Origin of the sequence: Kitasatospora sp. NPDC088264, assembly GCF_040685715.1 — a bacterium.
In the GTDB taxonomy this organism is placed as follows: domain Bacteria; phylum Actinomycetota; class Actinomycetes; order Streptomycetales; family Streptomycetaceae; genus Kitasatospora.
Genome location: NZ_JBFBIR010000009.1, coordinates 71254 through 96715, shown reverse-complemented (window position 1 = coordinate 96715; position 25462 = coordinate 71254). Strand labels below are relative to the sequence as shown.

The 25462-nt window shown below is 74.1% G+C and carries 22 protein-coding genes; 11 read left to right on the top strand and 11 right to left on the bottom strand.

Annotated features, from left to right (window positions below; all coding sequences use genetic code 11):
* Positions 1–77: 77 nt before the first annotated feature.
* From AB0O82_RS10140 to AB0O82_RS10125, 4 genes are all read left to right on the top strand, one after another.
* Entirely contained in the window at positions 78–716 is a 639-nt protein-coding gene (locus AB0O82_RS10140) for an AIM24 family protein (protein ID WP_079135621.1), read from the top strand.
* Positions 716–1366, top strand: a complete 651-nt coding sequence (locus AB0O82_RS10135) for an AIM24 family protein (RefSeq protein WP_363582028.1) — start codon at positions 716–718, stop codon at positions 1364–1366. The genes AB0O82_RS10140 and AB0O82_RS10135 overlap by 1 nt, the downstream gene beginning before the upstream one ends.
* Positions 1367–1569: 203 nt before the next feature.
* Entirely contained in the window at positions 1570–2379 is an 810-nt protein-coding gene (locus tag AB0O82_RS10130; protein ID WP_363582156.1) for an AIM24 family protein, read from the top strand.
* Positions 2380–2418: 39 nt separating this feature from the next.
* Positions 2419–2934: a MarR family transcriptional regulator gene (locus AB0O82_RS10125; protein WP_350879579.1), complete on the top strand. Its 516-nt coding sequence runs from the start codon at positions 2419–2421 to the stop codon at positions 2932–2934.
* A 59-nt stretch (positions 2935–2993) separates the two neighbouring features.
* On the opposite strand, the gene meaB is transcribed toward AB0O82_RS10125, so the two are convergent.
* Both meaB and AB0O82_RS10115 read right to left on the bottom strand, forming a co-directional pair.
* Positions 2994–3950, bottom strand: a complete 957-nt coding sequence (gene meaB / locus AB0O82_RS10120; protein WP_363371930.1) for a methylmalonyl Co-A mutase-associated GTPase MeaB — start codon at positions 3948–3950, stop codon at positions 2994–2996.
* 79 nt (positions 3951–4029) lie between these two features.
* Positions 4030–5238 carry an acetyl-CoA C-acetyltransferase gene (locus AB0O82_RS10115; RefSeq protein WP_363582026.1) on the bottom strand — a complete coding sequence of 403 codons (1209 nt, stop codon included), beginning with the start codon at positions 5236–5238 and terminating at the stop codon, positions 4030–4032.
* Between the two features lie 301 nt (positions 5239–5539).
* Here AB0O82_RS10115 and mce point away from each other — a divergent pair, with 301 nt between their 5' ends.
* From mce to AB0O82_RS10100, 3 genes are all read left to right on the top strand, one after another.
* Positions 5540–5983: a methylmalonyl-CoA epimerase gene (mce, locus tag AB0O82_RS10110; RefSeq protein ID WP_363582154.1), complete on the top strand. Its 444-nt coding sequence runs from the start codon at positions 5540–5542 to the stop codon at positions 5981–5983.
* Positions 5984–6481: 498 nt separating this feature from the next.
* Positions 6482–11221 (top strand): hypothetical protein, encoded by a 4740-nt coding sequence (locus AB0O82_RS10105; RefSeq protein WP_363582024.1) that lies wholly within the window; start codon positions 6482–6484, stop codon positions 11219–11221.
* A gap of 107 nt (positions 11222–11328) precedes the next feature.
* Positions 11329–12258: a hypothetical protein gene (locus tag AB0O82_RS10100; RefSeq protein WP_063347784.1), complete on the top strand. Its 930-nt coding sequence runs from the start codon at positions 11329–11331 to the stop codon at positions 12256–12258.
* 141 nt (positions 12259–12399) lie between these two features.
* On the opposite strand, the gene AB0O82_RS10095 is transcribed toward AB0O82_RS10100, so the two are convergent.
* A complete protein-coding gene (locus AB0O82_RS10095) occupies positions 12400–12711 on the bottom strand; it encodes a hypothetical protein (protein ID WP_363582022.1) in 312 nt (103 codons plus the stop codon).
* Positions 12708–13505 carry an alpha/beta hydrolase gene (locus AB0O82_RS10090; RefSeq protein ID WP_363582020.1) on the bottom strand — a complete coding sequence of 266 codons (798 nt, stop codon included), beginning with the start codon at positions 13503–13505 and terminating at the stop codon, positions 12708–12710. The genes AB0O82_RS10095 and AB0O82_RS10090 overlap by 4 nt, the downstream gene beginning before the upstream one ends.
* 92 nt (positions 13506–13597) lie before the next feature.
* Between AB0O82_RS10090 and AB0O82_RS10085 the strand changes: the two genes are divergently transcribed.
* The gene (locus tag AB0O82_RS10085; RefSeq protein WP_363582018.1) at positions 13598–14602 is read left to right on the top strand and encodes an ABC transporter ATP-binding protein; all 1005 of its coding nucleotides are present in this window, start codon (positions 13598–13600) and stop codon (positions 14600–14602) included.
* 1 nt (position 14603) lies between these two features.
* Positions 14604–15371: an ABC transporter permease subunit gene (locus AB0O82_RS10080; RefSeq protein ID WP_363582015.1), complete on the top strand. Its 768-nt coding sequence runs from the start codon at positions 14604–14606 to the stop codon at positions 15369–15371.
* Between the two features lie 5 nt (positions 15372–15376).
* On the opposite strand, the gene AB0O82_RS10075 is transcribed toward AB0O82_RS10080, so the two are convergent.
* Entirely contained in the window at positions 15377–15700 is a 324-nt protein-coding gene (locus AB0O82_RS10075; RefSeq protein ID WP_363582013.1) for an ATP/GTP-binding protein, read from the bottom strand.
* A gap of 390 nt (positions 15701–16090) precedes the next feature.
* Between AB0O82_RS10075 and AB0O82_RS10070 the strand changes: the two genes are divergently transcribed.
* Positions 16091–17251, top strand: coding sequence for an LLM class flavin-dependent oxidoreductase (locus AB0O82_RS10070; protein ID WP_363582152.1), 1161 nt, complete (start codon positions 16091–16093; stop codon positions 17249–17251).
* A 169-nt stretch (positions 17252–17420) separates the two neighbouring features.
* On the opposite strand, the gene AB0O82_RS10065 is transcribed toward AB0O82_RS10070, so the two are convergent.
* Positions 17421–17813: an SCO5389 family protein gene (locus AB0O82_RS10065; RefSeq protein ID WP_063347790.1), complete on the bottom strand. Its 393-nt coding sequence runs from the start codon at positions 17811–17813 to the stop codon at positions 17421–17423.
* Positions 17814–18293: 480 nt separating this feature from the next.
* Between AB0O82_RS10065 and nucS the strand changes: the two genes are divergently transcribed.
* The gene (nucS, locus tag AB0O82_RS10060; RefSeq protein WP_280676005.1) at positions 18294–18953 is read left to right on the top strand and encodes an endonuclease NucS; all 660 of its coding nucleotides are present in this window, start codon (positions 18294–18296) and stop codon (positions 18951–18953) included.
* 4 nt (positions 18954–18957) lie between these two features.
* Here nucS and AB0O82_RS10055 read toward each other — a convergent pair whose 3' ends face one another.
* From AB0O82_RS10055 to AB0O82_RS10035, 5 genes are all read right to left on the bottom strand, one after another.
* Positions 18958–21330 carry an ATP-binding protein gene (locus AB0O82_RS10055; RefSeq protein ID WP_363582010.1) on the bottom strand — a complete coding sequence of 791 codons (2373 nt, stop codon included), beginning with the start codon at positions 21328–21330 and terminating at the stop codon, positions 18958–18960.
* 314 nt (positions 21331–21644) lie between these two features.
* Positions 21645–21965: an STAS domain-containing protein gene (locus AB0O82_RS10050; RefSeq protein WP_363582008.1), complete on the bottom strand. Its 321-nt coding sequence runs from the start codon at positions 21963–21965 to the stop codon at positions 21645–21647.
* A 388-nt stretch (positions 21966–22353) separates the two neighbouring features.
* Positions 22354–23223, bottom strand: coding sequence for a 3-hydroxyacyl-CoA dehydrogenase family protein (locus AB0O82_RS10045; RefSeq protein ID WP_350879591.1), 870 nt, complete (start codon positions 23221–23223; stop codon positions 22354–22356).
* 245 nt (positions 23224–23468) lie between these two features.
* Complete coding sequence (locus tag AB0O82_RS10040; protein WP_350879592.1) at positions 23469–24119, bottom strand: response regulator transcription factor; 651 nt, start codon at positions 24117–24119, stop codon at positions 23469–23471.
* The gene (locus tag AB0O82_RS10035) at positions 24116–25318 is read right to left on the bottom strand and encodes a histidine kinase (protein WP_363582006.1); all 1203 of its coding nucleotides are present in this window, start codon (positions 25316–25318) and stop codon (positions 24116–24118) included. The genes AB0O82_RS10040 and AB0O82_RS10035 overlap by 4 nt, the downstream gene beginning before the upstream one ends.
* Positions 25319–25462 lie beyond the last annotated feature (144 nt).

Below are 25462 nucleotides of genomic sequence, written 5' to 3'. Positions count from 1 at the left end.
GCGCGTTTGTCGCAGACCGGTACCAGTTCCGCCCCCGCCCCTCCCCCCGCACCGGCCGCGCCCGCTAGATTGCGGCCGTGGCACAGTTCAGACTTCAGGGATCCCGAGTACTCGCGGTCGAGTTGGCCGGCGAGGCCGTCAAGGCCAGACACGGCTCGATGGTCGCCTACACCGGCCAGATGAGCTTCAAGAAGCTGACCGGCGGCGGGGACGGCCTGCGCGGCATGGTCGCCCGCCGGCTCACCGGCGAGCAGATGACCGTCATGGAGGTGAAGGGCCAGGGCACCTGCTACTTCGCCGACAAGGCCACCGAGATCAACCTGGTCCGGCTGAACGGCGAGACGCTGTTCGTCGAGGCGGACAACCTGCTCTGCACGGAGGGCTCGCTGCGCACCGGCACCACCTTCACCGGACTCAACGGCATGTCCTCCGGCAACGGCCTCTTCACCACCAAGGTGGAGGGCCACGGCTGGGCCGCCGTCACCTCGAACGGGCCCGCGATCATCCTGCGGGTCGGCCAGGGCCAGCCGCTGCGGGTGGACCCGGGCGCCTACGTGGCGCACACCGGCAGCCTGCACCGCAGCCTGAAGTCGGGCGCGGGCTGGACCACGGTGATCGGCGAGGGCGGCGGCGAGGCCGTCCAGGTGGAGTTCACCGGAGAGGGCCTGGTGTACGTGCAGCCGTCGGAGAAGGTCACCATCGGGGGCGACGTCTGATGGGCTTCACGAAGATCAACGGCAAGATGGTCGAGGCCGTGGTGCTGCCCGGGCAGCGGCTGTTCAGCCAGCGCGGCGCGATGCTCGCGTACACCGGGGACGTCCGCTTCACGCCGAACATCACCGGCGGGCAGGGCGGCGTGATGTCGATGATCGGCCGCCGGGTGGCCAACGAGGACACCCCGCTGATGACCGTCGAGGGCCAGGGCCGGGTGATGTTCGGCCACGGCGGCCACCACGTGCACGTGATCGACCTGGCCGGCGACACCCTGTACGTCGAGGCGGACCGGCTGCTGGCCTTCGAGGGCACGCTGCGCCAGTCCACCATGTTCATGGGCTCGCAGGGCGGGGTGATGGGCATGGTCCGCGGCCAGGTCACCGGCCAGGGCCTGTTCACCACCCAGCTGGACGGCAAGGGCTCGGTCGCGGTGATGGCGCACGGCGGCGTCTTCGAGCTGCCGATCGTCCCGGGCCGGCCGGTGCACGTCGACCCGCAGGCGTACGTGGCGCACCGCGGCCAGGTGCAGAACAAGCTGTCCACGGCGCTGGGCTGGCGCGACATGATCGGCCGCGGCTCCGGCGAGGCCTTCCAGCTGGAGCTGTCCGGACAGGGCGCGGTGTACGTCCAGGCGAGCGAGGAGAAGCTCTGATGTCCTACCCGCCGCAGCCGCCGCACGGGCAGTCGCCGTACGACCAGCCGACCCAGCCCGGCTTCGCCGCCCCTCCCCCGCCGGGCTACGCGCCGCCGCCCGCGCAGGGTTACCCCCAGCAGGGCGGGTACCCGCCACCGCCTCCCCCGCAGCAGCCCCAACAGGCCTACGCCCAGGAGCAGTTCGGCGGCCCGCAGGCCCCGCTGCCGAGCGCGCACGGCGGCTCCGGCCCGGTGGTGCACGACGCGTACAGCCTGCCGGTGAACGACAACGTCAACCCGTACGCCTTCTCGGTCGACCTGAACGGCTCGTACTTCCTCCAGAAGGGCAAGATGGTCGCCTACTACGGCGACATCACCTTCAAGGGCGTCGGCGCCGGCATGCTGGACCGGGCGATCGGCCAGCACTTCAACTCGCCGATGCACGCGGCGGACTGGGTGGTCGCCCAGGGCCGCGGCAAGCTGCTGCTGGCCGACCGGGCCTTCGACCTCAACTCCTACGACCTGGACGACGGCAACCTGACCGTCCGCTCGGGCAACCTGCTGGCCTTCGACCCGTCGCTGCGGCTCAAGCAGTCGATCATCCCGGGCTTCCTGACCCTGATCGGCACCGGGAAGTTCGTCGCCGCCTCCAACGGGCCGGTGCACTTCGTCGAGCCGCCGATCCGGGTGGACCCGCAGGCGCTGGTGGGCTGGGCGGACTGCCCGGCGCCGTGCCACCACTACGACCACGACTACATGCACGGGCTGATCGGCGGCATCCGACGGCTGACCGGGCTGGGCGGGGCCTCCGGCGAGGAGCACCAGTTCGAGTTCATCGGCGCCGGCCAGGTGCTGCTGCAGTCCAGCGAGAAACTGATGGCCGAGCGGTCGGTGGGCCAGGTGGACGCCGAGGCGGGAGTGCCGGTGGGCGGGGTGCCGTCGCAGCCGGCGGCGTCGGGCCACGGCGGGGGCAACCTCAACGTGCCGGGCCTCGGCAATCTGGGCGATCTGGGGCGACGTTTCGGCCTGTAAACTTGTACAAGATTGAACTAAATAGGGTATGCTGAGCCCATGGATACGCACACGATCAACACTGCGGACACCCCTCCGTCGCAGCCCGAGGAGGAGACTCCCTGGCTGACCGCCAGGGAGCAGCGGATGTGGCGCGCCCATCTGGAGGTCGCCAAACTGCTGGAGTACCAGCTCAGCCGTGAACTCCAGCCGCACAACCTGGCGATCAACGACTACGAGATCCTGGTGGTGCTCTCCGAGGCCCCCGACCGCCGGATGCGGATGACCGACCTCGCCACCGCCACCCTCCAGTCCAAGAGCCGGCTCTCGCACCAGATCACCCGGATGGAGAACGCCGGCCTGGTGCTGCGCCAGGAGTGTCCCGGCGACCGCCGCGGCCTCTACGCCCACCTCACCGAGCACGGCTGGGAGACCATGCAGCGGGTCGCCCCCGACCACGTGCGCAGCGTCCGGGCCCACTTCATCGACCGCTTCACCCAGGAGCAGCTCGACGCCATGTACGAGGCCCTCGCCCCGGTCGCCGAACACCTCCGCGGCCTCCGCGGCCGCGCCTGACGCGCCGCCCCCCCGGCACACCGGGGCCGGCCCCACCGGGGGCCGGCCCCGCGCCGTCCTCAGCCCCGGGTGAGGCCGGCCACGAGTTCGTCGGCCGCGCCGTACGGGTCCAGTTCGCCCGCCACCACCCGCTCGGCCAGGCCGGCCAGGTGGCGGTCCCCGCGCAGGTCGCCGATCCGGGTGCGCAGTTCGGCCAACGCGATCGCCTCGATCTCGTCGGAGGCCCGACGGCGGCGGCGCGCCGCCAGTTCGCCGTGCTCCTCCAGCCAGGCGCGGTGCTTCTCCAGCGCCTCGACCAGCTCGTCGACGCCCTCGCCGCGGGCGGCGACGGTCTTGACGATCGGCGGGCGCCAGTCCCCCGCCCCGCGGGCCTCGCCGAGGCCGAGCATGTGGTTGAGCTCGCGCGCGGTGGCGTCGGCGCCGTCCCGGTCGGCCTTGTTGACCACGAAGACGTCGCCGATCTCCAGGATCCCGGCCTTGGCGGCCTGGATGCCGTCGCCCATGCCGGGGGCGAGCAGCACCACGGTGGTGTCGGCCTGGGCGGCGATCTCCACCTCGGACTGGCCCACCCCGACGGTCTCGACCAGGATCACGTCGCAGCCGGCCGCGTCCAGCACCCGCAGGGCCTGCGGCGCCGTCCAGGACAGCCCGCCGAGGTGGCCGCGGGTGGCCATCGAGCGGATGAACACCTCGGGGTCGGTGGCGTGGTCCTGCATCCGGACCCGGTCGCCGAGCAGCGCCCCGCCGGAGAACGGCGAGGACGGATCGACGGCCAGCACCCCGACCCGCTTGCCGAGCCGCCGGTAGGCGGAGACCAGCGCCGAGGTGGAGGTGGACTTGCCGACCCCGGGCGAGCCGGTCAGGCCCACCGTGTAGGCCTGACCGGTGTACGGCGCGAGCGCGGCCATCGCCTCGCGCAGTTGCGGGGCGGCGTTCTCGACCAGCGTGATCAGCCGGGCGACCGCCCGCGGCCGGCCCGCCCGGGCCTGTTCGACCAGCGTGGCGACATCGATCATCGGGAGCTCCTCGCGCGGATGCCTTCGGGGCTGCGGCGCCGCTCGTGGCGGTCCGCAGCCCCGAAGGCATGTCAGCTGATCAGGCCTTCGGGCTGGCGTCCTTGGGGACGCGCACGATCAGGGCGTCGCCCTGGCCGCCGCCGCCGCACAGCGCGGCCGCGCCGACCCCGCCGCCGCGCCGCTGGAGCTCCAGCGCCAGGTGCAGCACCACGCGGGCGCCGGACATCCCGATCGGGTGGCCGAGCGCGATCGCGCCGCCGTTGACGTTGACGATGTCCGAGGAGACGCCCAGGTCCTTGGTCGACTGGTGGGCGACGGCCGCGAACGCCTCGTTGATCTCGATCAGGTCGAGGTCGGAGACCTCCAGGCCCTCCTTGGCCAGCGCGTGCTTGATCGCGTTGGACGGCTGCGACTGCAGCGAGTTGTCCGGGCCCGCCACGTTGCCGTGCGCGCCGATCTCGGCGATCCAGCTCAGACCCAGCTCCTCGGCCTTGGCCTTGCTCATCACGACCACCGCGGCGGCGCCGTCGGAGATCTGCGAGGAGGTGCCGGCCGTGATCGTGCCGTCCTTGGCGAACGCCGGACGCAGCTTGGCCAGGCCCTCGACGGTGGTGTCCGCGCGGATGCCCTCGTCCTGGCCGAACAGCACCGGCTCGCCCTTGCGCTGCGGGATCGCGACCGGGGTGATCTCGGCGTCGAAGACGCCGTCGGCCTGCGCCTTGGCGGCCCGCTGGTGGGAGGCCGCGGCGATCTCGTCCTGCACCTCGCGGGCGATGCCCAGCCGGGTGTTGTGCTTCTCGGTCGACTCGCCCATCGGGATGTTCTCGTAGGCGTCGGTGAGGCCGTCGTGGGCCATCGAGTCGAGCATCCCGATCGCGCCGTACTTGTAGCCCTCGCGGGACTTCGGCAGCAGGTGCGGGGCGTTGGTCATCGACTCCTGGCCGCCGGCCACCACGACGTCGAACTCGCCGGCCCGGATCAGCTGGTCGGCCAGCGCGATGGCGTCCAGGCCGGAGAGGCAGACCTTGTTGATGGTGAGCGCCGGGACGCTCATCGGGATGCCGGCCCGGACGGCGGCCTGGCGGGCCGGGATCTGGCCGGCGCCGGCCTGCAGCACCTGGCCCATGATCACGTACTGGACCTGCTCACCCGTGATGCCGGCCCGCTCCAGCGCGGCCTTGATCGCGAAGCCGCCGAGGTCGGCACCGGAGAAGCCCTTGAGGGAACCGAGCAGGCGACCCATCGGGGTCCGCGCACCGGCAACGATCACAGAGGTGGTGTTGGTCATGGGACGAGCCCCTTCGCACGTCGTGGCCAGGTGAGGATGCGCTCAATGTACTGACCCGTTACCCGCCCGTCACCGGAGCGACGGTGTGATCGAGCGCACTGGCACCTTCCAGTCAACACCGTGTCAACGCGGCCCGGGTGAACCCCGGCGTCCGCCCCGGGTGAGCCCCCGGTGTGCGGCCCGGGTGGACCCCCGGCGTGTGAGCAGACTCGCACGTCCGGCGCTGGCGCCGGTCAGCGGCGATGCGCTGCACTGGTGCCACCTGGTTCCCGAGGTACCCAACCCGCCCCCGGAGGTCGCCGTGCTGACCCGTATCGACCACATCGGCATCGCCTGCCGCGACCTCGACAAGACGGTCGAGTTCTACCGCGCCACCTACGGCTTCGAGGTGTTCCACACCGAGGTCAACGAGGAGCAGGGCGTCCGCGAGGCCATGCTCAAGATCAACGACACCGGCGACGGCGGCGCCTCCTACCTCCAGCTGCTGGAGCCCACCCGGCCCGACTCGACCGTCGCCAAGTGGCTGGAGAAGAACGGCGAGGGCGTGCACCACATCGCCTTCGGCACCGCCGACGTGGACGGCGACGCCGAGGCCGTCCGGGCCAAGGGCGTGCGGGTCCTCTACGACGAGCCCCGGATCGGCTCGATGGGTTCGCGGATCACCTTCCTGCACCCCAAGGACTGCGGCGGCGTCCTGACCGAGCTGGTCACCTCCGCCGAACCGGGCGTCCACGACGCCCACTGACCCCCGCCAGGTGCCGCCCACGACCGGGCGGCACCCCCGAATCGCCGGTCATGACCCGTCAGTAACCTCGTCCGACAGCCGGAAAACCACCACGCGGCCATTCCCCCGCGGTGCGCTCCCACTACAATGCCCAGGTGCGCGAAGGCTCCGGGGGACGGAGGCGACGGGCACGGCCGATGACAGGCCCGTCCGCCCAGCGGTGGCCGGCCCGTCGCAGGGGAGTCCACAACGCGGGCACGGCTGAACAGTCGCAACACTGATCTGTCACCATTCTCCACAAGGCAAGAGTTCGCCCAGGAGTCCACCCGGACGGGGGAACGCGGCATCACCGCGCTTCCACGCCCAGGGCTCCGACGACCGCGGCGGGCGGCCCCGGATTGACCGGCGGGCCGTCCACCGGCTGCGGATGCAAGGAGCCAGTCGGACCAGTACCCGGACAACGGGTGCCCTGGACCGGCCGGGTCGAGGACGCGACCAGGAGATGGATGGGACCGCGGAGTGCGGGGCAACGACCGCTACGAGGTTGACGATCACCTCTCCCAGTTCGAGGCCGAGATGGGTCGGACTCGAAAGGAGCGGGACAAGGCAGTCGAGCATGCCGAGGACCTCGCCTACCAGGTGGAGGTGCTCCGGGCCAAGCTGCACGAGTCCCGCCGCATGCTCGCCCAGCCGCGCGCCTTCGACGCCGTCTCCGGCCAGGCCGAGCAGATGCTCCGCACTGCCGAGATGCAGGCCCAGCAGCTGCGCGCCGACGCCGAGCGCCAGCTGCGCGACTCCCAGGCCGCCACCCAGCGGATCATGGCCGAGGCCGCCGAGCGCACCGCCCGACTGGAGGCCGAGCTCACCGCCCGCCGCCGCCAGCTGGAGGACGAGCTCACCGAGCTGCGCCGCACCGCCGAGCAGCACGTCAACGGCTGGGCCGAGCAGACCAGGACCGGCTCCGAGCAGGAGGCCCAGCGCCTGCTCCAGGACGCCCGCGCCGAGGCCGAGCGCATGGTCGCCGCCGCCCGCGCGGAGGCCGTCGCGCTCTCCGACCAGGCCCGCGCCCAGACCGCCGCCGACGTCGACGCCGCCCGCGGCGAGGCCCAGGCCGCCGCCGAGGCCGCCCTCCAGCGGGCCCAGAGCGACGCCGAGCGCCTGCTGCGCGCCGCCTCCGAGCACGCCCAGCAGGCCGGCGCCCAGGCCGCCGCCGACGTGGACGCCGCCCGCGGCGAGGCCCAGCAGCAGCTGGCCGCCGCGCACGCCGCCGCCGAGCAGCAGCTCGCCGTCGCGAAGGCCGAGATCGGCCGGCTCAAGGAGCAGGCCTCCGCCGAGCAGATCCGGGCCGAGCAGCAGCTCGCCCACGCCCAGGCCGAGATAGAGCGGCTGCGTGCCGAGGCGATCGCCGAGGCCGAACGCACCCGCCGCGAGTCCGCCGAGCTGCGGGCCCAGGCCGAACAGGCCGCCGAACAGCTCCAGGCCGACGCCGAGGCCGCCGCCGAACGCAAGGCCGCCGACGGCGAGGCCGCCAACGAGCAGCGCTCGCAGACCGCCCGTGCCGAGGTCGCCCGGATGGTCGCCCACGCCACCAAGGAGGCCGAGGCGATCCGCGCCGAGGCCACCACCAAGCAGGCCGAGGCGGAGGCCGCCAAGGCCGCCGCCGCCGAGGAGAGCGAACGGCTGCGGGCCACCGCCGAATCGGTGGCCGGCGAGCTGCGCGCCGAGGCCGAGGCCGCGATCGCCGAACTGCGCGCCCAGGCCGACCGGGAGGTCGCCGAACTCCGCGCCCACGCCGAGGCCGAGGCCCAGCGGCTGCGCCACGCGGCCGAGGAGGAGGGCCGGGCGGCCGGCGCCAAGGAAGCCACCGTCCACCTCGCCAAGGCCGCCAAGACCGCCGAGGAGGTGCTCGGCCAGGCCGACCAGGACGCCGAGACCGCCCGCACCGAGGCCGCCACCGAGGCCGAGCGGATCCGCACCGAGGCCGCCGCCGAGGCGCAGCGCCTGCGCGAGCAGGCCCAGGCCGCCGTCGAGCAGGCCCAGAACGCCGCGCTCGACGACGCCGCCGCGATCCGCGAGCGGATCGAGCAGATGCAGGACGAGGCGGCCCGCCTGCGGGCCGAGGCCGAGGAGCTGCGCGCCCAGGCCGCCGCCGAGGCCGACCGGGTGCGCGGCGAGGCCCGCCGCCAGGCCGTCGTGCAGATCGAGGAGTCGGCGAAGAACGCCGAGGAACTGCTCACCAGGGCCAAGGCCGACGCCGACGAGCTGCGCGCGGGCGCCGCCGGGGAGATCGAGCGGCTGCGCGCGCAGGCCCAGGAACAGGCCGCCGAGACCCAGGGCCGGGCCGAGCAGACCCTCGCCCGGGCCCGCACCGAGGCCGAGAAGACCACCACCGCCGCCGAGCAGCAGGGCCAGGACGCCCTCGCCGCCGCCAAGGCCGCAGCCGCCGAGAACCGCGCCGCCGCCGAGCGCGAGACCGCCGAACTCCGCCGGGACGCGACCGAGTTCGACCAGCGGGTCCGGGCCGAGGCGAACGCCGCCGCGACCGCCCTCAGCGCCGAGGCGCAGTCCGAGGCGAACGCCGTCCGGGACGCCGCGGTGGCCGACGCCGAGCGCGTCCGCACCGAGGCCGACGCCGAGGCCGCCCGTGCCCGCAGCGAGGCCGAGGCCGCCGCGAACGCGCTGCGCGAGGAGAGCCGGCGCGAGTACGAGGAGGCCGCCGCCGGGCTGCACCGCGAACGCGAGGAGACCGCCGAGCAGCTGGCCGCCGCCCAGGCCGCCCACGAGCAGGCCGAACAGACGGCGACCGAGCTGCGGGCCCTCGCCGAGCGGGAGAGCGCCGAACTGCGCGAGCTCGCCGAGCGGGAGACCACCGAGCAGCGCACCGCCGCCGAGGCGTACGCCGCCGACGTCCGGGCCAAGGCCGAACAGGCCGCCACCGAACTCACCGAACGCACCACCGCCGAGACGACCGAACAGCGCGAGGCGACCGAACAGCACGTCGCCGAGCTGCGCGCCCTCGCCGAACGCGAGACCACCGAACTGCGCGAGCTCGCCGAGCGGGAGAGCGCCGAACTGCGCGAGCTCGCCGAGCGGGAGACCACCGAGCAGCGCACCGCCGCCGAGGCGTACGCCGCCGACGTCCGGGCCAAGGCCGAACAGGCCGCCACCGAACTCACCGAACGCACCACCGCCGAGACGACCGAACAGCGCGAGGCGACCGAACAGCACGTCGCCGCCCAGCGTGCCGAAGCCGAGGAACTGCTGGAGGGCGCCCGGAGCGCCGCCGAGCAGCGCCAGGCCGAGGCCGCCCGGGACGCCAAGGCCGTCCGGGAGAAGGCCGCCGCCGAGCTGGCGTTCGCCGCCGAGCAGGCCGAGACGGTCCGCGCCGAGGCCGGCCGCGAGCTGTCCGAGGCCCGCGCCACCGCCGACAGCATCCGGGCCGAGGCCACCGCCGTCCTGGAGCAGGCCCGGGTCGACGGCGAGGAGCTGGTCGCCGCCGCCGGTGTCGAGGGCGCCGCCCTGGTCGAGGCCGCCGAGGAGGAGGCCGCCGAGGTCCGCCAGTCGGTGGCCGGCATGCACGAGGCCGCCGCCGAGCAGATCGCCGAGCGGAAGGCCGCCGCCGAGCGGGAGGCCGCCGAGGTCCGCGACCGGGCCGAACAGGCCGCCGCCGAACTGCGCGAGCTGGCCGAGCGCGAGACCGCCGAGCAGCGGGCCCTCGCCGTCGCCGAGACCACCGCCCTGCGCGAACTCGCCGACGCCGAGACCGCCGAGCAGCGGGCCCTCGCCGACCACGAGACCGCCGAACTGCGCGCCCGTACCGACGCCGAGACCACCGCCCTGCGCGACCTGACCGACCGCGAGCTGGCCGCCGAACGCGAGGCCCACGAGGCCGAGTTGGGCCGTCAGCGCGCCGAGGCCCAGGCCTACGACGAGCACCTGCGGGCGGAGGCCGACGCCGTACTGCACGCGGCCCGGGAGGCCGCCGGGCAGTTGCGCGCGGACGCCGAGGCCCAGGCCGCCCGGACGCTGGCCGCCGCCGACGAGCGCTCGGCCGGCCTGGCCGCCGACGCCGAGGAGCTGGCCGCCGCCCTGCGCGCCGAGGCCGAGGAGTACGCGTTCGCCACCCGGACCCTCGCCGACGAGTACGACGCCGCCGCCCACGGCCGCGCCGACGCGTACGACGCGGAGACCCGGGAGGCCGCCGAGCAGTTCGACAAGGCCACCCGCGAGCAGGCCAACTCCGTCCTGGAGAAGGCCTTCGCGGACGCCGAGTCGCTCGGCGAGGACGCCCAGACCACCGCACTGGCCACCACCGCCGCCGCCGAGGAGCAGGCGGACGCGATGGTCGCCGCCGCCCGCAAGGAGGCCGACCGGCTGGTCGCCGCCGGCGAGGCGGCCGGCCAGGCCGAGGTGGAGAAGGGCCGGTCCGACGCCGACACGCTGCTCGCCGAGGCCCGCCGGGACTCCACCGCGATCCGCGAGCGCGCCGAGGAGTTGCGCGAGCGCACCGACGCCGAGGTGGAGGCGCTGCACGAGCGCGCCCGCAAGGAGAACGCGGCGGCCATGAAGTCGGCCGGCGAGCGGGTCGACGCCCTGGTGACGGCCGCTCAGGAGCAGCTGACCGAGGCCGAGGAGCAGGCGGTGGCCACCGTCGCCGAGGCCGAGGACCGGGCGGCGGCGCTGGTCGCGGCCGCCGAGGACCGCGCGGGCGAGCTCACCTCGGAGGCGTCCGCGGAGGCCAGCAAGGTCCGGATCTCGGCCGTCCGCAAGGCCGAGGGGCTGCTGAAGGAGGCGGAGACCAAGCTCGCCGACTCCACCAGCCGCGCCGAGGCGCTGATCGTCAAGGCCGAGGCCAAGCTCCAGTCGGCCGAGGCCGAGGCCGAGGAGCGGCTGGAGACCGCCGCCACCGAGGCGGAGAAGCGGCTGCGGGACGCCGACCGCAGCGCGGACGAGCAGGTCGAACTGGCGAAGGCGGAGGCCGAACGGCTGCTCGCCGAAGCGCAGGCCGAGGCGAAGCGGGTCACCGACGAGGGCCGTCGCGAGCTGGACGAACTGGTGCGGCGGCGCAAGGACATCAACACCGAGATCTCCAGGGTGCAGGACGTGCTGTCCGCGCTGGAGGCGTTCGAGGCACCGGCACCGGTCGCCCAGACCAACGGGGGAAGCAGCACCAAGAAGGACGGGGGTGCCAAGGCGGGTGCCGGAATTGGTTCCCCCCGGTCGGGCGGCAATCGTTCCAAGAACGCACCACCCGATTGAGCGGACATTGTCCGCGGGACGACGGCATCTCGCCGTCGACACTCCGGTACCGTGTCAGGATTCCCTCAACCACCTCAGCGGTTTGACGACAGGAAGCCCAGAACCCCATGAGCGACAGTCACTCCCCTCACGGCTTCGACCTGGTGCGCCGTGGGTACGAGCGCGCCCAGGTCGACGAGCGGATCACCAAGCTGGTGGCCGACCGTGACAGTGCCCTGACCCGGATCAGCGCGCTCGAGAAGCGCATCGAGGAACTCCACCTGGAGACCCAGACCGCGCAGGCGGCGGTCACCGAGGCGGAGCCCTCGTACGCCGGTCTCGGCGCCCGGGTCGAGAAGATCCTGCGACTGGCCGAGGAGGAGGCCAAGGACCTGCGCGACGAGGCGCACCGCGCCTCCGAGCAGCACCGCGAGCTCGCCGAGGCCGCTGCCCAGCAGGTCCGCACCGAGGCCGAGAACTACGCCAAGGACCGCAAGGCCAAGGCGGAGGACGAGGGTCTGCGGATCGTCGACAAGGCCAAGAGCGACAGCGCCCAGCTGCGCGCCGAGGCCAACAAGGACGCCCAGAACAAGCGCGAGGAGGCGGACGCCCTCTTCGAGGAGACCCGCACCAAGGCCGCCCAGGCCGCGCTGGAGTTCGAGACCAACCTGGCCAAGCGCCGCGAGCAGTCCGAGCGTGACCTGGCCGCCCGTCAGGCCAAGGCCGAGAAGCGCCTGGCCGAGATCGAGCACCGGGCCGAGCAGCTGCGCCTGGAGGCCGAGAAGCTGCGCACCGACGCCGAGCGCCGCGCCCGCCAGACCGTCGAGACGGCGCAGCGCCAGTCCGAGGACATCGTGGCGGACGCCAACGCCAAGGCCGACCGGATCCGCAGCGAGTCCGAGCGCGAGCTGGCGGCGCTCACCAACCGCCGCGACAGCATCAACGCCCAGCTGACCAACGTCCGCGAGATGCTGGCGACGCTGACCGGCGCGGCCGTGGCCGCCGCCTCGCTGCCGGGCGACGACACCATGGGCGTGCCCGCCCAGCAGTCGCGCTGACGCCGCCGCCGGGCGCCGGCGCCCGGCGGTACGTGCGGAACGGACGGCACGTGCGGAACAGCGGACAGGCCCTCACCCACCAGGGTGAGGGCCTGCCGTCTTTCCACCGTCATCATCTCGGGTGACCTGGGTGAGCGGGCGTCACCTGGGGTAGGCCCCGTCGGGCCGCTGGTGCCCGCTGCTGAGCTGGTTGCCCTCGTCGTCGGAGACGGTGCCGAACCACGAGGTGCACCAGACCGACACCGAGTCCGGCCAGTACTGCACCTCGAACGGGTGGCCGGAGCCGTGGTCGCCGTACGAGGTGACGATGAAGGTCTCGCCGGGGCGCAGCCAGTAGTCCTCGCCGAGCGGTTCCAGGGTCAGTTCGACCAGGCCCTCGCCGCGGTTGGTCACGGGCATCCGGCCGGTCACCTCCAGCGCCGAGAAGTCCCAGCCGGTCGCTTCCTCCCTCATCCCGCCGTCACCCGGGCCAGCAGGTCGCGGACGGCGGTGTTGAACGCCTCCGGTGCCTCCAGGGCGCTCAGATGGCCCGCCCCGGGAATGACGGTCAGTTCGGCGTCCGGCCGGGCCCGGAGCATCGGTTCGGCCTCCTCCGGCGCCACCAGGCCGTCCTGCGCGCCCGCGACGACGGCGGTGGGCACCCGCAGCCCGGCCAGCACGTCCAGCGCGTCCGGCCGGGCCGCCATGGCCCGCTGGGCCCAGGCGACGGCGGCCGGCGACGCGGCCGCGACCAGCGACCGCACCCGCTCCACCAGGTGCAGCGAGTCCGGCCCGAGCTGCCCGGCGGCGACCTCCTCGTCGAGCAGCAGTTGGACGCTGCCCCGGGCGGTGACGGCGGCCGCGATCCGCTCCCGGTTGGCCCGGACGGCGTCGGTGTCGGCGGTGGCGCGGGTGCTGGCCAGCAGCAGTCCGGCCAGCCGGTCCGGGTGGCGGCGGGCGAAGGCCAGCGCCACGTAGCCGCCCATGGAGAGCCCGCCGACCACCGCGCGCTCGATCCCGGCCGCGTCCAGCAGCAGGGCGAGGTCGTCGGCGACCAGGTCCAGCGAGGGTTCGTCGGCCCCCAGCTCGGTGCCGCCGAAGCCGCGCTGGTCCGGGGCGAGCACCCGGGCCTCGTCGCCGGTCAGACCGGGCAGCGCGTCCAGTTGGGCGGACCACATCGAGGCGTTCAACGGAAAGGCGTGCAGCAGCACGAGGGGTGTTCCGGTGCCGCTCTCGCGGACCGACACTGCGGAGGGGGGCTGGGTCATGGGCCCACCGTATTCCGGCACGCCCGGCGGGCCCACTCAGCGGGCCGTGATATCCGCTTTGTCCTAGCCTTACCAGGAGTAAGGGAGCGCGAATGATCGAGTTGCACGACCTGACAAAACGTTACGGCAGGACCCTCGCGGTGGACCGGCTCAGCTTCCAGGTCCCCCAGGGCGTGGTCACCGGCTTCCTCGGCCCCAACGGCGCAGGCAAGTCCACCACCATGCGCATGATCCTCGACCTCGACCGCCCCACCAGCGGCCGGGTCACCATCGACGGCAAGCGCTACGGGCAGCTCAGCGAACCGCTCAAGTACATCGGCGCGCTGCTGGAGGCCAAGGCCGTCCACCCCGGCCGCACCGCCCGCGACCACCTGCTCTGGCTCGCCCAGAGCAACCGCATCCCGACCCGCCGGGTGGACGAGGTGCTCAACCTGGTGGGCCTCACCCCGGTCGCCCGCAAGCGGGCCCGCGGCTTCTCGCTCGGCATGGGCCAGCGCCTGGGCATCGCCTCCGCACTGCTCGGCGACCCGGAGATCGTCATGTTCGACGAGCCGGTCAACGGACTGGACCCGGAGGGCATCCTCTGGATCCGCAACCTGATGAAGCGGCTCGCCACCGAGGGCCGGACCGTCTTCGTCTCCTCCCACCTGATGAGCGAGATGGCCGTCACCGCCGACCACCTGGTGGTCATCGGCAAGGGCCGGCTGCTCGCCGACCTGCCGATGCCGGAGTTCATCCGGCGCAACTCCCGCTCCGCCGTCCGGCTGCGCACCCCGCACCCCGAGCGCCTGCTCGACGCCCTGTCCGGCGCCGGGCTCCGGTCCGAACCCGGGCCCGGCGGCTCCTACGAAGTGGTCGACGGCGATCTCGCCCGGCTCGGCGACCTGGCCGCGGCCCACGGCGTCGTCCTGCACGAACTCAGCCCGCAGCAGGCCTCGTTGGAGGAGGCGTTCATGCAGATGACGGCCGACTCGGTGGAGTACCACGCGGGCGACGGCCCGGGCCGGGACGCGGCCGGCGCACCCGGCGTCTGGGGCGCCGGCTGGAAGGCGGACGGCGCCCCGCAGACCGCGGCGGCCCGGCAGGAGGAGAACTGAGATGACGTCCTTCCCGGCGATCCTGCGCTCCGAGTGGACGAAGATCCGCAGCGTCCGCTCGACGATCTGGACGCTCGCGCTGACCTTCGTCGTCACCGTCGGCATCGGCGCGCTGCTGTCCCTGCTCACCAACAGCAACTTCGGCGAGTTCCGGCGGGGCGACCAGTCCGTCTTCGACGCCACCGGCACGGCCTTCTCCGGCATCATGCTCGGCGAGCTCGCCATCATCGTGTTCGGCGTGCTGGCCATCGGCAACGAGTACAGCACCGGCATGATCCGGGTCACCCTGGCCGCCGTCCCGCAGCGCGGCACCCTGCTCACCGGCAAGGCGGTGGTGCTCGGCGCGATGGCCCTGGCGGTCTCGGTGGTGACGGCCTTCGTCACCTTCTTCACCGGCCAGGCGCTGCTCGGCTCGCACTCCACCAGCCTCGACCAACCGCACGTGCTGCGCGCGGTGTTCGGCGCCGCGCTGTACCTGACGATGCTCTGCCTGTTCTCGGCCGGCGTCACCACGATGCTGCACAGCCAGACGCTGGCACTGGGCGTACTGGTCCCGTTCTTCTTCCTGCTCTCGCCGATCCTCTCGGCGGTGCCGAAGGTCAAGACCCTGGCCCACTACTTCCCGGACTACGCGGGCTCGCGGATGCTGCTGGTGTACGAGCAGCACGGCCAGCCGTACGGGCCGTGGGAGGGCTTCGTGATCTGCCTGGCCTGGACGCTCGCCGCCCTGCTCGGCGGCGCGCTGGTGCTCAAGAACCGGGACGCCTGACCGGCTCAGTACCGCGGAGCGCCGCGGCCCCGCAGGACGTTGGAGGCCCGGCGCTCCCGCGCGCCCCAGCAGGCGCGGTGCCAGTGCCGCCGGTCGTCCACGCCCGCGCCGTACATCGGCCAGGCCACCACGTGGCCCATCCCGGGCGGGATCTCCTGGTCGCAGCCCGGGCACCGGTAGTGCCGCCCGGCCGTCCCGGCGACCGTCTGGACCACCCAGTCGTCGCCCTGGTGGCTCTCGGTGCGGCGCAGCGATCCGCCGAGCGGGGAGGCCTGCTCGGCGCTCCCGCCCGGGTCGGCGCTCTTGATCCGGTTGCGGCGCGGCGACACGTCGGACTACCTCTCTTCCGGGATTTCGGGTCGTTCCAGCCTACGGCCGGCCGCCCCTCCGGCAGGCCACTATCACGGCATCGTCCGACGCTCCCGCGTTTTTGCCGAGATCCACCCGATCTTCGACGAAATCCGGGTTTCCGCGTGCCATTGGCACATGACATCGGATACCCACAAGGGGAACAGGCGGGGCCCGCAGACCCTGCGCGCACCCGAGGAGGCCCCACCATGACCAAGACCAGCGCCCGCGCCGAGACCCGTCGGCCCGTCGGAGTCCGGCCGCCCGCCCCCGGGCCGGTGCTGACCTCGCCCATCCCGGTCACGGCCGCGGCGGGCGAGCCGCTGCCCGTGCCGCAGCGGGCGGGCGCGCTCCCGCCGGACACCGCGCCGGTGCGGGTCGGCGCGTTCCTGCTGTCCGCGCAGTTCCCCGGGCAGAGCCACCGCGAGGCGCTGGACCGCACCGTCCGGGCCGCCGTCGAGGCCGAACGCGCGGGCCTGGACAGCGTCTGGCTGGCCGAGCACCACTTCGTCCCGTACGGGGTCTGCCCCAACGCCGCCACGCTGGCCGCGCTGCTGCTCGGCCGCACCCGCCGGATCGGCGTCGGCACGGCGGTCAGCGTGCTCTCCACCGCCCACCCGGTGGCGCTCGGCGAGCAGGCCGCGCTGCTGCACCTCACCTCGGACGGGCGCTTCACGCTCGGGGTGGGCCGCGGCGGCCCCTGGATCGACCTGGACGTGTTCGGCGGCGGCGTGGACGCCTTCGAGAACGGCTTCCCGGAGCGGCTGGACCTGCTGCTGCGCTGGCTGCGCGGCTCCCGGGTCGGCGCGGACGGCCCGCAGTTCGCCTTCCCCGAGGTGGCGGTGGTGCCGCGCGCCACCGAACCGGTGCGCCGGTCCGGACTGGGCAGCTGGCTCGGTCTCGGCGAGCGGTCCGGCCCGGTGCGCTTCCCGCGCCAGCGCCAGGACGTCGAGGGCCTCGGCGAGGGCTTCGGTGAGGAACTCGATCCGTCCGGGCGGCCGGTGGCCGGACCGCCGATGGTGGTCGCGTGCACCTCTCCGAGCGGGGTGCGGCTGGCCGCCGAACGCGGCCTGCCGATGCTGCTCGGCATGCACTCCGGCGACGACGACAAGCTGCGCATGCTGGAGCTGTACCGCAGCGCCTGGCTGGCCGCCGGGCGCGGCGAGGAGCAGCTGCGCCGGGTGAACCGCCGGCACGTCGCGGCCGGGGTGGCCCAGGTCGACGACCGCACCTCGGCGGCCCGCGCCACCCTGCTGAACGCCATGCCGGGCTGGTTCGAGTACGGGCTCGGCGCCCACCGCACCGTGGACGGCCGGGAGCGCAAGATGCGCGACCCGCGCGAGTACACCGAACTCCTCTGCGACCTGCACGCGGTGGGCACGCCGCGGCAGTGCGCCGACCGGCTGCTGGCCACCGCCGAGCGGACCGGCATCCGCCGCTTCGCGCTGCTCGCGGAGGGCAGCGGCGACCGCGAAGCGACCCTGCACAACATCGCCCGGCTCGGCTCCGAGGTGCTGCCGCAGCTGGGGTGAGCCCGGGGGTGGAGCGGCCGGGCCCGGTCCGGGCCGCCGCCCCTCCCCCCGCACCGGGGGACGGGGGCGGCCCGACGACCTTCCGGGCCGCTAGGTCCTATCCGGTCGATCGGGCCCGGCAAGGTCGGCCGGACAGGACCTAGGGCCCGGCATCGGCGGTGCTGCCGGGTCAGCAGTCCCGCAGTTCCTCGGACTGGTTGAGCAGCTGCTCCCGGACCGAGGTGAAGCGTGCGTGCCGTGCCTCGTTGGCGTCCGACGGCAGGAAGACCGCCACCCGGTGACAGTTCTGGAAGGCCAGCCGCACCCCGAAGTGCCGCTGCAGGGCCCCCCGGATGGCGTCGCTGGCGAGGGCCCGCAGGAGCTGGCCGCGGGCCTGCTCGCTGGGCGGCGGTACCTGGTTGTCGGCGAAGTCGGTACCGTCGACCTTTGCCTGGGCGACCAGCGAGCTGATCAGGTCCCAGGCGTACGGCAGCGAGACGCGGACGCAGTCGACGAATTCCCGCTCGTCGACCTCGCCCCGCTCGGCCTTTTCCAGCAGGGCCGGTGAGACGTCGAGCGACATGGATTCTCCTCTCGCGGTCCACCCGCGCGGCGCCCGGGTGGTCGTGCGTAGTCCAAGCTCACAGTGAGGGTGGGCGGATCGCGCGTGGTGTCCGGAACGCCGTGGAACGGGCGTTTTTGACACCCCGCGAAGGCGGCGGCACCACGGGACGTGACGTCCCGGACACCGACCGCGCTCGGAACAGCGTGGCAGTCAACGGCGGGACGGGCCGGTCATTCCTGTGGATTGCTTCGGAAATACGCGGCGGTGCACCACATTGGCCGGATCCCGTCGGATCGTTCATCTGAAGTCTCCGTCCCCGTTGACAGCGATCCCGCACGCGTGCCGTCACGTACGGTAGCGACCCCAGGACGTGGGCGCCAGACCGCGACGGGAGGTGAGCGGAATTGCCGAGCCTCCATGTTCGCGGGGTTCCCGGTTTCTTCACCCGGTCGTCGTGGAATCGCATCAACTGGCCCCGGTGGGCTAGCGTGGTCGACCGTGCGTCTCGTAATTGCCCGCTGCTCAGTCGACTATGCCGGTCGGCTCTCCGCCCATCTGCCCTCCGCCACCAGGCTCATCCTGGTCAAGGCCGACGGCAGCGTCAGCATCCACGCCGACGACCGCGCCTACAAGCCGCTCAACTGGATGTCCCCGCCGTGCGCGCTCAAGGAGGCGGACGGGGTCTGGACGGTGGAGAACAAGGCCGGCGAGAAGCTCATCATCACGCTGGAGGAGGTGCTGCACGACTCCTCCCACGAACTCGGGGTGGACCCGGGCCTGATCAAGGACGGCGTCGAGGCACACCTCCAAGAGCTGCTCGCGGACCGGATGGAGGTGCTCGGCGCCGGCTGGTCCCTGATCCGCCGCGAGTACCCCACCGCGATCGGCCCGGTCGACATCCTCTGCCGCGACTCGGACGGTGCCACGGTGGCCGTCGAGATCAAGCGCCGCGGTGAGATCGACGGCGTCGAGCAGCTCACCCGCTACCTCGAACTCCTCAACCGGGACCCACTGTTGGCCCCGGTCAAGGGCATCTTCGCCGCCCAGGAGATCAAGCCCCAGGCCCGCGTGCTGGCCACCGACCGGGGCATCGGCTGCGTGGTGCTGGACTACGACGAGCTGCGCGGCATCGACGACGACAAGCTCAAGCTGTTCTGACCGGTCAGCTCGCGGACGGCGAGGGCGTCGTCGGCGGAGGACTGGACGTCCCGGTCGTGGGGCCCGTCGTGGCGGGCGGCGGTGTGGTCGCGGTCGCCGAGGGCGACGTGGTCGACGGCTTCGGCGGGGGCGGCGTGCTGGCGCCTCCGCCGGGCTGAGTGCCCCCGGAGTTGCCACCGCTGCCGCCGCCGGTGCCGCCGCCGCTGCCACCCTGCGGCGGGCCGGACTGCTGGGCCGGCGGCTGCGACTGTCCCGGTGCGGGCGGCTGCGGCTGCTGCGCCTGCTCGGTGGTCCCCGCGGTCTCGCTCGGCCCACGGCTCGGCTTCTTCGACGCGCTCGGCGAGTGCGAGGTGCCGCTCGCCGACGGCTCCGGGCTGGTCCCGCCCGCCGCCGCACCGCCCCCCGCGTCCGTCCCCGGCGCTCCCGTCCCTGACACCCCCGTACCGGTGGCACCGGCCCCGGCGGTCGGGCCACCGACGTGCGGGGACGGGAGCGGCCCGCCCTGCCCGCCGTCGGGGTCGTCGAGCCGGGTGTGCGGGTCGTTGCCCGGGTGCTGCTCCGGACCGGTGGCGCTCATCGCCACCGCCGTCCCGAGCGCCCCGAGCGCGAGGACGGCCGCCGACGCGGCGATCACCCGACGCCTGGTCCCGGAGCGCAGGCTGGACGGCACCTTGGCTATCGCGCGGATGACGGGCCGCCGCACGGGCGCCGGCCCGGGGGACGCCGCGGGCGGCAGCTGCCGCCCGTCGGCGCGCAGCAGGTCCAGCATCCGGCCGGCTGCCGCGACGCCGCGCTGCTCGCCGGCGGCGGACCGCAGGGTGAGCGCCGTCTCCAGCTCGGCCATCGCCCGGGACGGCTCCCGGACGCAGAACGCGTGCACGCCCGCCTCGTGGTGGAACCAGGCCTGGTCGGTGCCGGAGCCCGTCCGGCGGGCCGCCTCCAGCCCCAGCTCCAGGACCCTCTCCCAGGCGCCCCAGCGCAGCGCCAGCGCCAGCGCGGGCGCGGCCGCCCGGGCCAGGCGCACGACGGCGTCGTGCCGGCCGGCCGCCCGGTCCGCGACCAGCACGCCGACCACCACCTCCGCCTCGGCCGCGACCTGTTCCAGCGACACCGAGCTGTGCCCGACCCACCAGGCGAAGTGCTGGGCGGCGCCGTCCAGGCAGCCGCGGGCCGGCCAGTGCGGGGCGAGCAGGTCCAGCACCCCGGCGGTCAGCCGGTGGTGCCCGCCGATGGACACCGCCAGCCCGGCGTCGGCGAGTTCGGCGAGGGCGCTCTCGCCCTGGCCGACGTCGATCAGCGCGGGCAGGTGCGGCGCGGTGGGACACTCGCCGCCGAGCGCGACGGCGAGCCTCAGGACGGCCTGGGCGGGCTCGCTCAGCCCCTCCGCGAGCCGGACGGCGGGTGAGGCGGTCTCGGCGACGGACGGCAGCGGGACGGTGCGGCGCAGCGCGTTCTCGCGGACGGCCGGATCGGGGTCGTGGACGGGCTCCTCGACCGCGCCGAAGACCCCCATCCGGTCCTCCTCGGCGGCGACCAGCGCGTCCACCGCCACGTCCCGCTGGCGCAGCAGCGCGGCGGCCTGGACGAAGCGCAGCGGCAGCCCCTCGGACTCGAACCAGAGGTCGACCGCCCAGGCCTTCTCCTCGACGTCCAGCGGCCGCCCGGCCTGGCGGGCGGCGAGGGCGAGGCAGGCGGAGCGGGAGAGCCCGGCGACCAGGTGGTCCTGCAAGCGGGAGCCGGGTGACAGCGCCGGGCTCCCGGGGGCGGCGGAGATCAGGAAGGCGCAGCCGGGGGCGAGGGCGAGCAGGTCCTCCAGCTCGGCGCCGGACTGCTCCGCGCCGTCGACGACCACGATCGCGCCGACCTCGGCGAGGTGCACGGCCAGCTGGCCCGGGTCGGGCCGGTAGCCGGGGGCGTGGTGGGTGGCCGCGAAGAGGTCCTGGAGCAGGTCGGCGGCGGTGCGGCGGTGCCCGCAGAGCTGGACGACGCCGCCGGGGGCGAGGTCGGCGGCGGCCTCGGCGACGGCCGACAGCAGCGCGCTGCGGCCCGAGCCGGCCTGGCCGACCAGGCGTATCGAGCGGCCCTCGGCGAGCAGGCCGAGGAGTTCGGCGACGTCGGCCTCGCGGTCGAGCAGCGGCAGGTCGGCGGGCCCGGCACCGAGGGCGAGCGGGCCGACCGCGCGGCCGACGCCGCCGACCGGGCCCCGGGCGGGCTCGCTGCGCTCGATCCGGCGCGGGCGGGGCCGCCACTCCTCGGGACAGGGCCTGACCTCGGAGCCGTCCGGGGCGCCGACGCCGACCAGCAGGGCGCCGGAGACGAGTTCGCCGCCTCGGGTGCGGGCGGCCTCCTGCCGGAACTCCCCGGTTGGCTGTGCCACGTTCTGCTCCGCATCCTGCTCGGCCGCCGGCGTCCCGCGCCGGCCGGCTGACGTCTCGGTCGCGGCCGCGCGCGGGCTGGGGGCAGCTGGCTGGGGCGGCCGTCATCTGACGGGCAGACTCTTGCACATCCGGGCCCGCCCGCGCAGGGGCGGCCCGGTCGGGGGCCGGGCGACGGCCGATCAGAGCCAGGTCGGGGCCCGGACGACGGCTGATCAGAGCCAGGTCGGGGGCCGGACGAAGAGCGGGCGGGGAACGAACGAAGGCAGGGAACGAACGAGCACCGGGGCCGGACGGGGGCAGGAGCGGCCAGGCCCTAGAGGGCGATCCCGTGGGCCTCGGTGACGCCGTCCACGGCCAGGATGCGGTGCAGCTTGGTGGCCACCAGCAGCCGCTGGAGCTGGGCCGGGACGGAGCGCAGCACCAGCCGCCGGCCGATCCGGCCGGCCCTGCGGTGGGTGCCCATGATCACGCCGAGGCCGGTGGCGTCCCAGAACTCCAGCCGGGCGAGGTCGAGCACGAGGTCGCCGAGGCCGCCGTCCACGGCCTGGTGCAGCCGGGCGCGCGCATCGGCGGCGGTGCGCACGTCGAGGCGGCCTTCGATGGCCAGCGCCCTGTGGTCGCCGGTGATGCGCATGCTCTCCTCCTTCGCCTGACCGGTCCGGTACGGGGGTGGTCCGACCCGGCCGTGCCGGGGCGGGGGGTGGGGGTGTCCATCCGGGCGGGCCGTGGCCCCTCGCCCGGGTCCGGTCGCAGCCTCGTCGTGCTGGGCCGGGTCTCCCTCTTCTGACGGCGAACCAGCAGCGCAGGTTGCTGGTTCCGGCCAGATCTGAAGCAACTTCACTCGTCCGAGGGAATATACGCAGTCAGTCTCCACACCTACGCTCGATTACCGCCCAAATCACCCGTCTGCGGCACCTGGCGTGAGGAAACTCACCCGCCCCCGAGCGGGCGGGCCGTACGGTGTTCCGCCGCACGGCCCGCCCGGTCGCCGGGCGTCGTCGTTCACCCGTTCCGGCGGGGGCTCACTTGCCCTCGTACGGGTAGAAGCCGCGGCCGCTCTTGCGGCCGAGGTCGCCGGCGGTGACCATGCGCGCCATGATCTCCGGGGCGGCGAACTTCTCGTCCTGGGTCTCGTCGTAGATGTTGCGGGCGGCGTGCAGCAGGATGTCCACGCCGGTCAGGTCGGCGGTCTCCAGCGGGCCCATCGGGTGGCCGAAGCCGAGGCGGCAGGCGGTGTCGATGTCCTCGGCGGTGGCGACGCCCGACTCGTACAGCTTGGCGGCCTCGACGACCAGCGCGGTGATCAGGCGGGTGGTGACGAAGCCGGCCACGTCCCGGTTGACCACCACGACGTCCTTGCCGACGCCCTCGGCGAAGGCGCGGGCGGCGGCCAGGGTCTCGTCGCTGGTCTTGTAGCCGCGGACCAGCTCGACGAGCTTCATCAGCGGCACCGGCGAGAAGAAGTGCACGCCGACGACCGACTCGGGGCGCCGGGTGGCGGCGGCGATCCGGGTGATCGGGATGGCGGAGGTGTTGGAGGCCAGCACCGCGCCGTCCTTGGCGAGCTTGTCGAGCTCCCGGAAGACGCCCTCCTTGACCTCGAACTGCTCGAACACGGCCTCGACCACGATGTCGGCCTCGGCGACGGCGCCCAGGTCGGTGGTGGTGGTGATCCGGCCCAGCGCGGCCTCGGCGTCCTCGGCGCTCAGCCGGCCCTTGGCGACGAACTTCGCGTAGGAGGCGCGGATGCCCGCGAGACCGCGCTGCAGGGCCTCCTCGGTGACGTCCCGCAGCACCACCGGGTGGCCGGCCTGCGCGGACACCTGGGCGATGCCGGCGCCCATCAGGCCGGCACCGATCACGGCGATCTGCTTGCTGGACGCATTGCTCATGGCTGGGTCTCCCGATGCCGTCGCCGCCCTGGGGCGGGCCCTGAAGGCGGCTCAGGGCAGGGGTCACCGCCGGAGAGCCGCGTCGCTCGTTGCCGGGACTCTAATGCCCAATCCGGCCCCGTGGTGTCAATCGGGAGTGTGATCTGCGCCCGACCTGGTCGGGCGACCCAGACCCACCGTGACCAGCCGATCAGACCGGCCGATCGGACCATCTGACCGGACCGGCCGACCGGACCATCAGACGGTCAGACGGTCAGCCCGAGGTCCTGCGCCAGGATCGCCGCCTGCACCCGGTTGCGCAGCCGCAGCTTCGCCAGGATCCGGCTGACGTGCGTCTTGGTGGTCGCCTCCGCCATCTCCAGCCGGGCCGCGATCTCCCCGTTGGACAGCCCGGCCCCGATGCAGGCCAGCACCTCCCGCTCACGCGGGGTCAGTCCGGCCACCGCCTCCCTGGCTTCCGGCCCGACCGCCCGGTCCGGCCGGGCGAAGGCGCCGATCAGCCGCCTGGTCACCGAGGGCGCCAGCATGCCGTCCCCGCGCGCCACCGTCCGGACGCCCTCGACCAGGGTGTCCGCCTCCAGATCCTTGAGCAGGAACCCGGCCGCGCCGGCCCGCAGCGCGCCGTAGACGTACTCGTCCAGGTCGAAGGTGGTCAGCACCAGCACCTGGCCGGCCCCGGCGGCGACCACCTGCCGGGTCGCCGAGACGCCGTCCAGCCGGGGCATCTGCACGTCCATCAGCACCACGTCGGGCCGCAGCTCCAGCGCCAGCCGGACGGCCTCCTCGCCGTCGGCGGCCTGCCCGACCACCTCGATGTCCGGCTCGGCCCGCAGGATCATCACCAGCGCCGCCCGTACCGCCGCCTGGTCCTCGGCCACCAGCACCCGGATCGTCATGCCCCTGCCCCGCTCTCCCGCCCGCGCGGCAGTACCGCGCGCACGCTCCAGTAGTCGTTCCGCGGCCCCGCCTCGAAGCTGCCGCCGAGCAGCCCGGCCCGCTCCGCCATGCCGACCAGCCCGGCCCGGGCGCCGGGCAGTTCGCGGCCCGGTCCGTGCCGGTACGGGCTGTCGACGGCGATCCGCAGTTCCTCGGGGCCGAACTCCATCCGCACGCTGACCAGTCCGGGCCCGGCGTGCTTGAGCGCGTTGGTCAGCGACTCCTGGACGATCCGGTACGCGGCCAGCCGGACCGGCACCGGGACCTCCCCGCGCTCGCCCCGCTCGGCGAGTTCGAAGTCCAGCCCGACGTCATGGCCGGCCGCCCGGGCCTTGGCCAGCAGGGCGTCCACGGCGGCCAGGTCGGGCGCCGCGTACGACTCGTCCGCCTCTCCCCCGCCGCTGTCGCGCAGCAGTCCGATCATGCGGCGCATTTCGGCCAAACCCTGGACGCTGCTCTCCCGGATCACCGCCAGCACCTCCACCAGCGGGTCGTCCCCGGCCAGCCGACGGCGCCGGGCGACGGACTGCGCGCCGGTCGCGTGGATCGCGATCGCCGACAGGTGGTTGGCCACCACGTCGTGCAACTCCCGTGCCATCCTCGCGCGTTCGGCGACGACGGCCTCACGCCGGTCCATCTCCGAGAGCAGCGCGGTCTGTTCGGCCCGCAGCCGCTCGCTCACCGCCCGGTCGCGGTGCTTGCGGACCACGTCCCCGGTCCAGACCGGCGCCAGGTAGATCAGGACGGTGAGCACCACCACCGCCACCGCGTTCGAGGCGTCGCTGTAGATCAGCACCAGGGTGGACAGCACCAGCACCGAACCCGTGCCGGTCAGGTGCAGGATCCGGGACATCCTCGGGGTCCCGTAGAGCACCGCCGCGTAGAGCAGGTCGGTGTACATCAGGCTGGTCGCCAGCAGGGCGCCGGTGAAGATGCTGTACCCGAAGGCGAGCCCGCCCAGCGTCGTGGTGAGCACCGGCCTGGTCCGGCGGAACAGCTCCAGCACCGCCATGACCAGCAGCGCCGGCACCACCGCCCCGCGCGGGATCCGCGAGGAGTTGTCGTAGACCTGGAGCGCGATCAGCAGCGCTCCGCCGAGCAGACCGAGCAGGGCGATCCCCCGGTCCTCCTGGCGCGGGGTGAGGGTCGGTCTCAGCACACCTCCATCTCACCATCCCCGGGCGCCGCCCGGCTCCGGTCCCCGGAGGAGCCGCCGTACATCGAAAGGTGCAGGCCGGGACGGCACCCGGCGACGACGACGCGGCCACGCCCGCGCGCCAGGCTGGAGGCACCGCCGACCGCC

Coding starts and splice junctions, on each gene's coding strand:
- meaB (WP_363371930.1), bottom strand. CDS start 3,950: ATGATCGATGTCGCCACGCTGGTCGAACAGGCCCGGGCGGGCCGGCCG.
- AB0O82_RS10090 (WP_363582020.1), bottom strand. CDS start 13,505: ATGACCCAGCCCCCCTCCGCAGTGTCGGTCCGCGAGAGCGGCACCGGA.
- AB0O82_RS10040 (WP_350879592.1), bottom strand. CDS start 24,119: ATGACGATCCGGGTGCTGGTGGCCGAGGACCAGGCGGCGGTACGGGCG.
- AB0O82_RS10080 (WP_363582015.1), top strand. CDS start 14,604: ATGACGTCCTTCCCGGCGATCCTGCGCTCCGAGTGGACGAAGATCCGC.
- AB0O82_RS10100 (WP_063347784.1), top strand. CDS start 11,329: ATGAGCGACAGTCACTCCCCTCACGGCTTCGACCTGGTGCGCCGTGGG.
- AB0O82_RS10085 (WP_363582018.1), top strand. CDS start 13,598: ATGATCGAGTTGCACGACCTGACAAAACGTTACGGCAGGACCCTCGCG.
- AB0O82_RS10115 (WP_363582026.1), bottom strand. CDS start 5,238: ATGACCAACACCACCTCTGTGATCGTTGCCGGTGCGCGGACCCCGATG.
- AB0O82_RS10050 (WP_363582008.1), bottom strand. CDS start 21,965: ATGCGCATCACCGGCGACCACAGGGCGCTGGCCATCGAAGGCCGCCTC.
- AB0O82_RS10045 (WP_350879591.1), bottom strand. CDS start 23,223: ATGAGCAATGCGTCCAGCAAGCAGATCGCCGTGATCGGTGCCGGCCTG.
- AB0O82_RS10125 (WP_350879579.1), top strand. CDS start 2,419: ATGGATACGCACACGATCAACACTGCGGACACCCCTCCGTCGCAGCCC.
- AB0O82_RS10135 (WP_363582028.1), top strand. CDS start 716: ATGGGCTTCACGAAGATCAACGGCAAGATGGTCGAGGCCGTGGTGCTG.
- AB0O82_RS10065 (WP_063347790.1), bottom strand. CDS start 17,813: ATGTCGCTCGACGTCTCACCGGCCCTGCTGGAAAAGGCCGAGCGGGGC.
- AB0O82_RS10095 (WP_363582022.1), bottom strand. CDS start 12,711: ATGAGGGAGGAAGCGACCGGCTGGGACTTCTCGGCGCTGGAGGTGACC.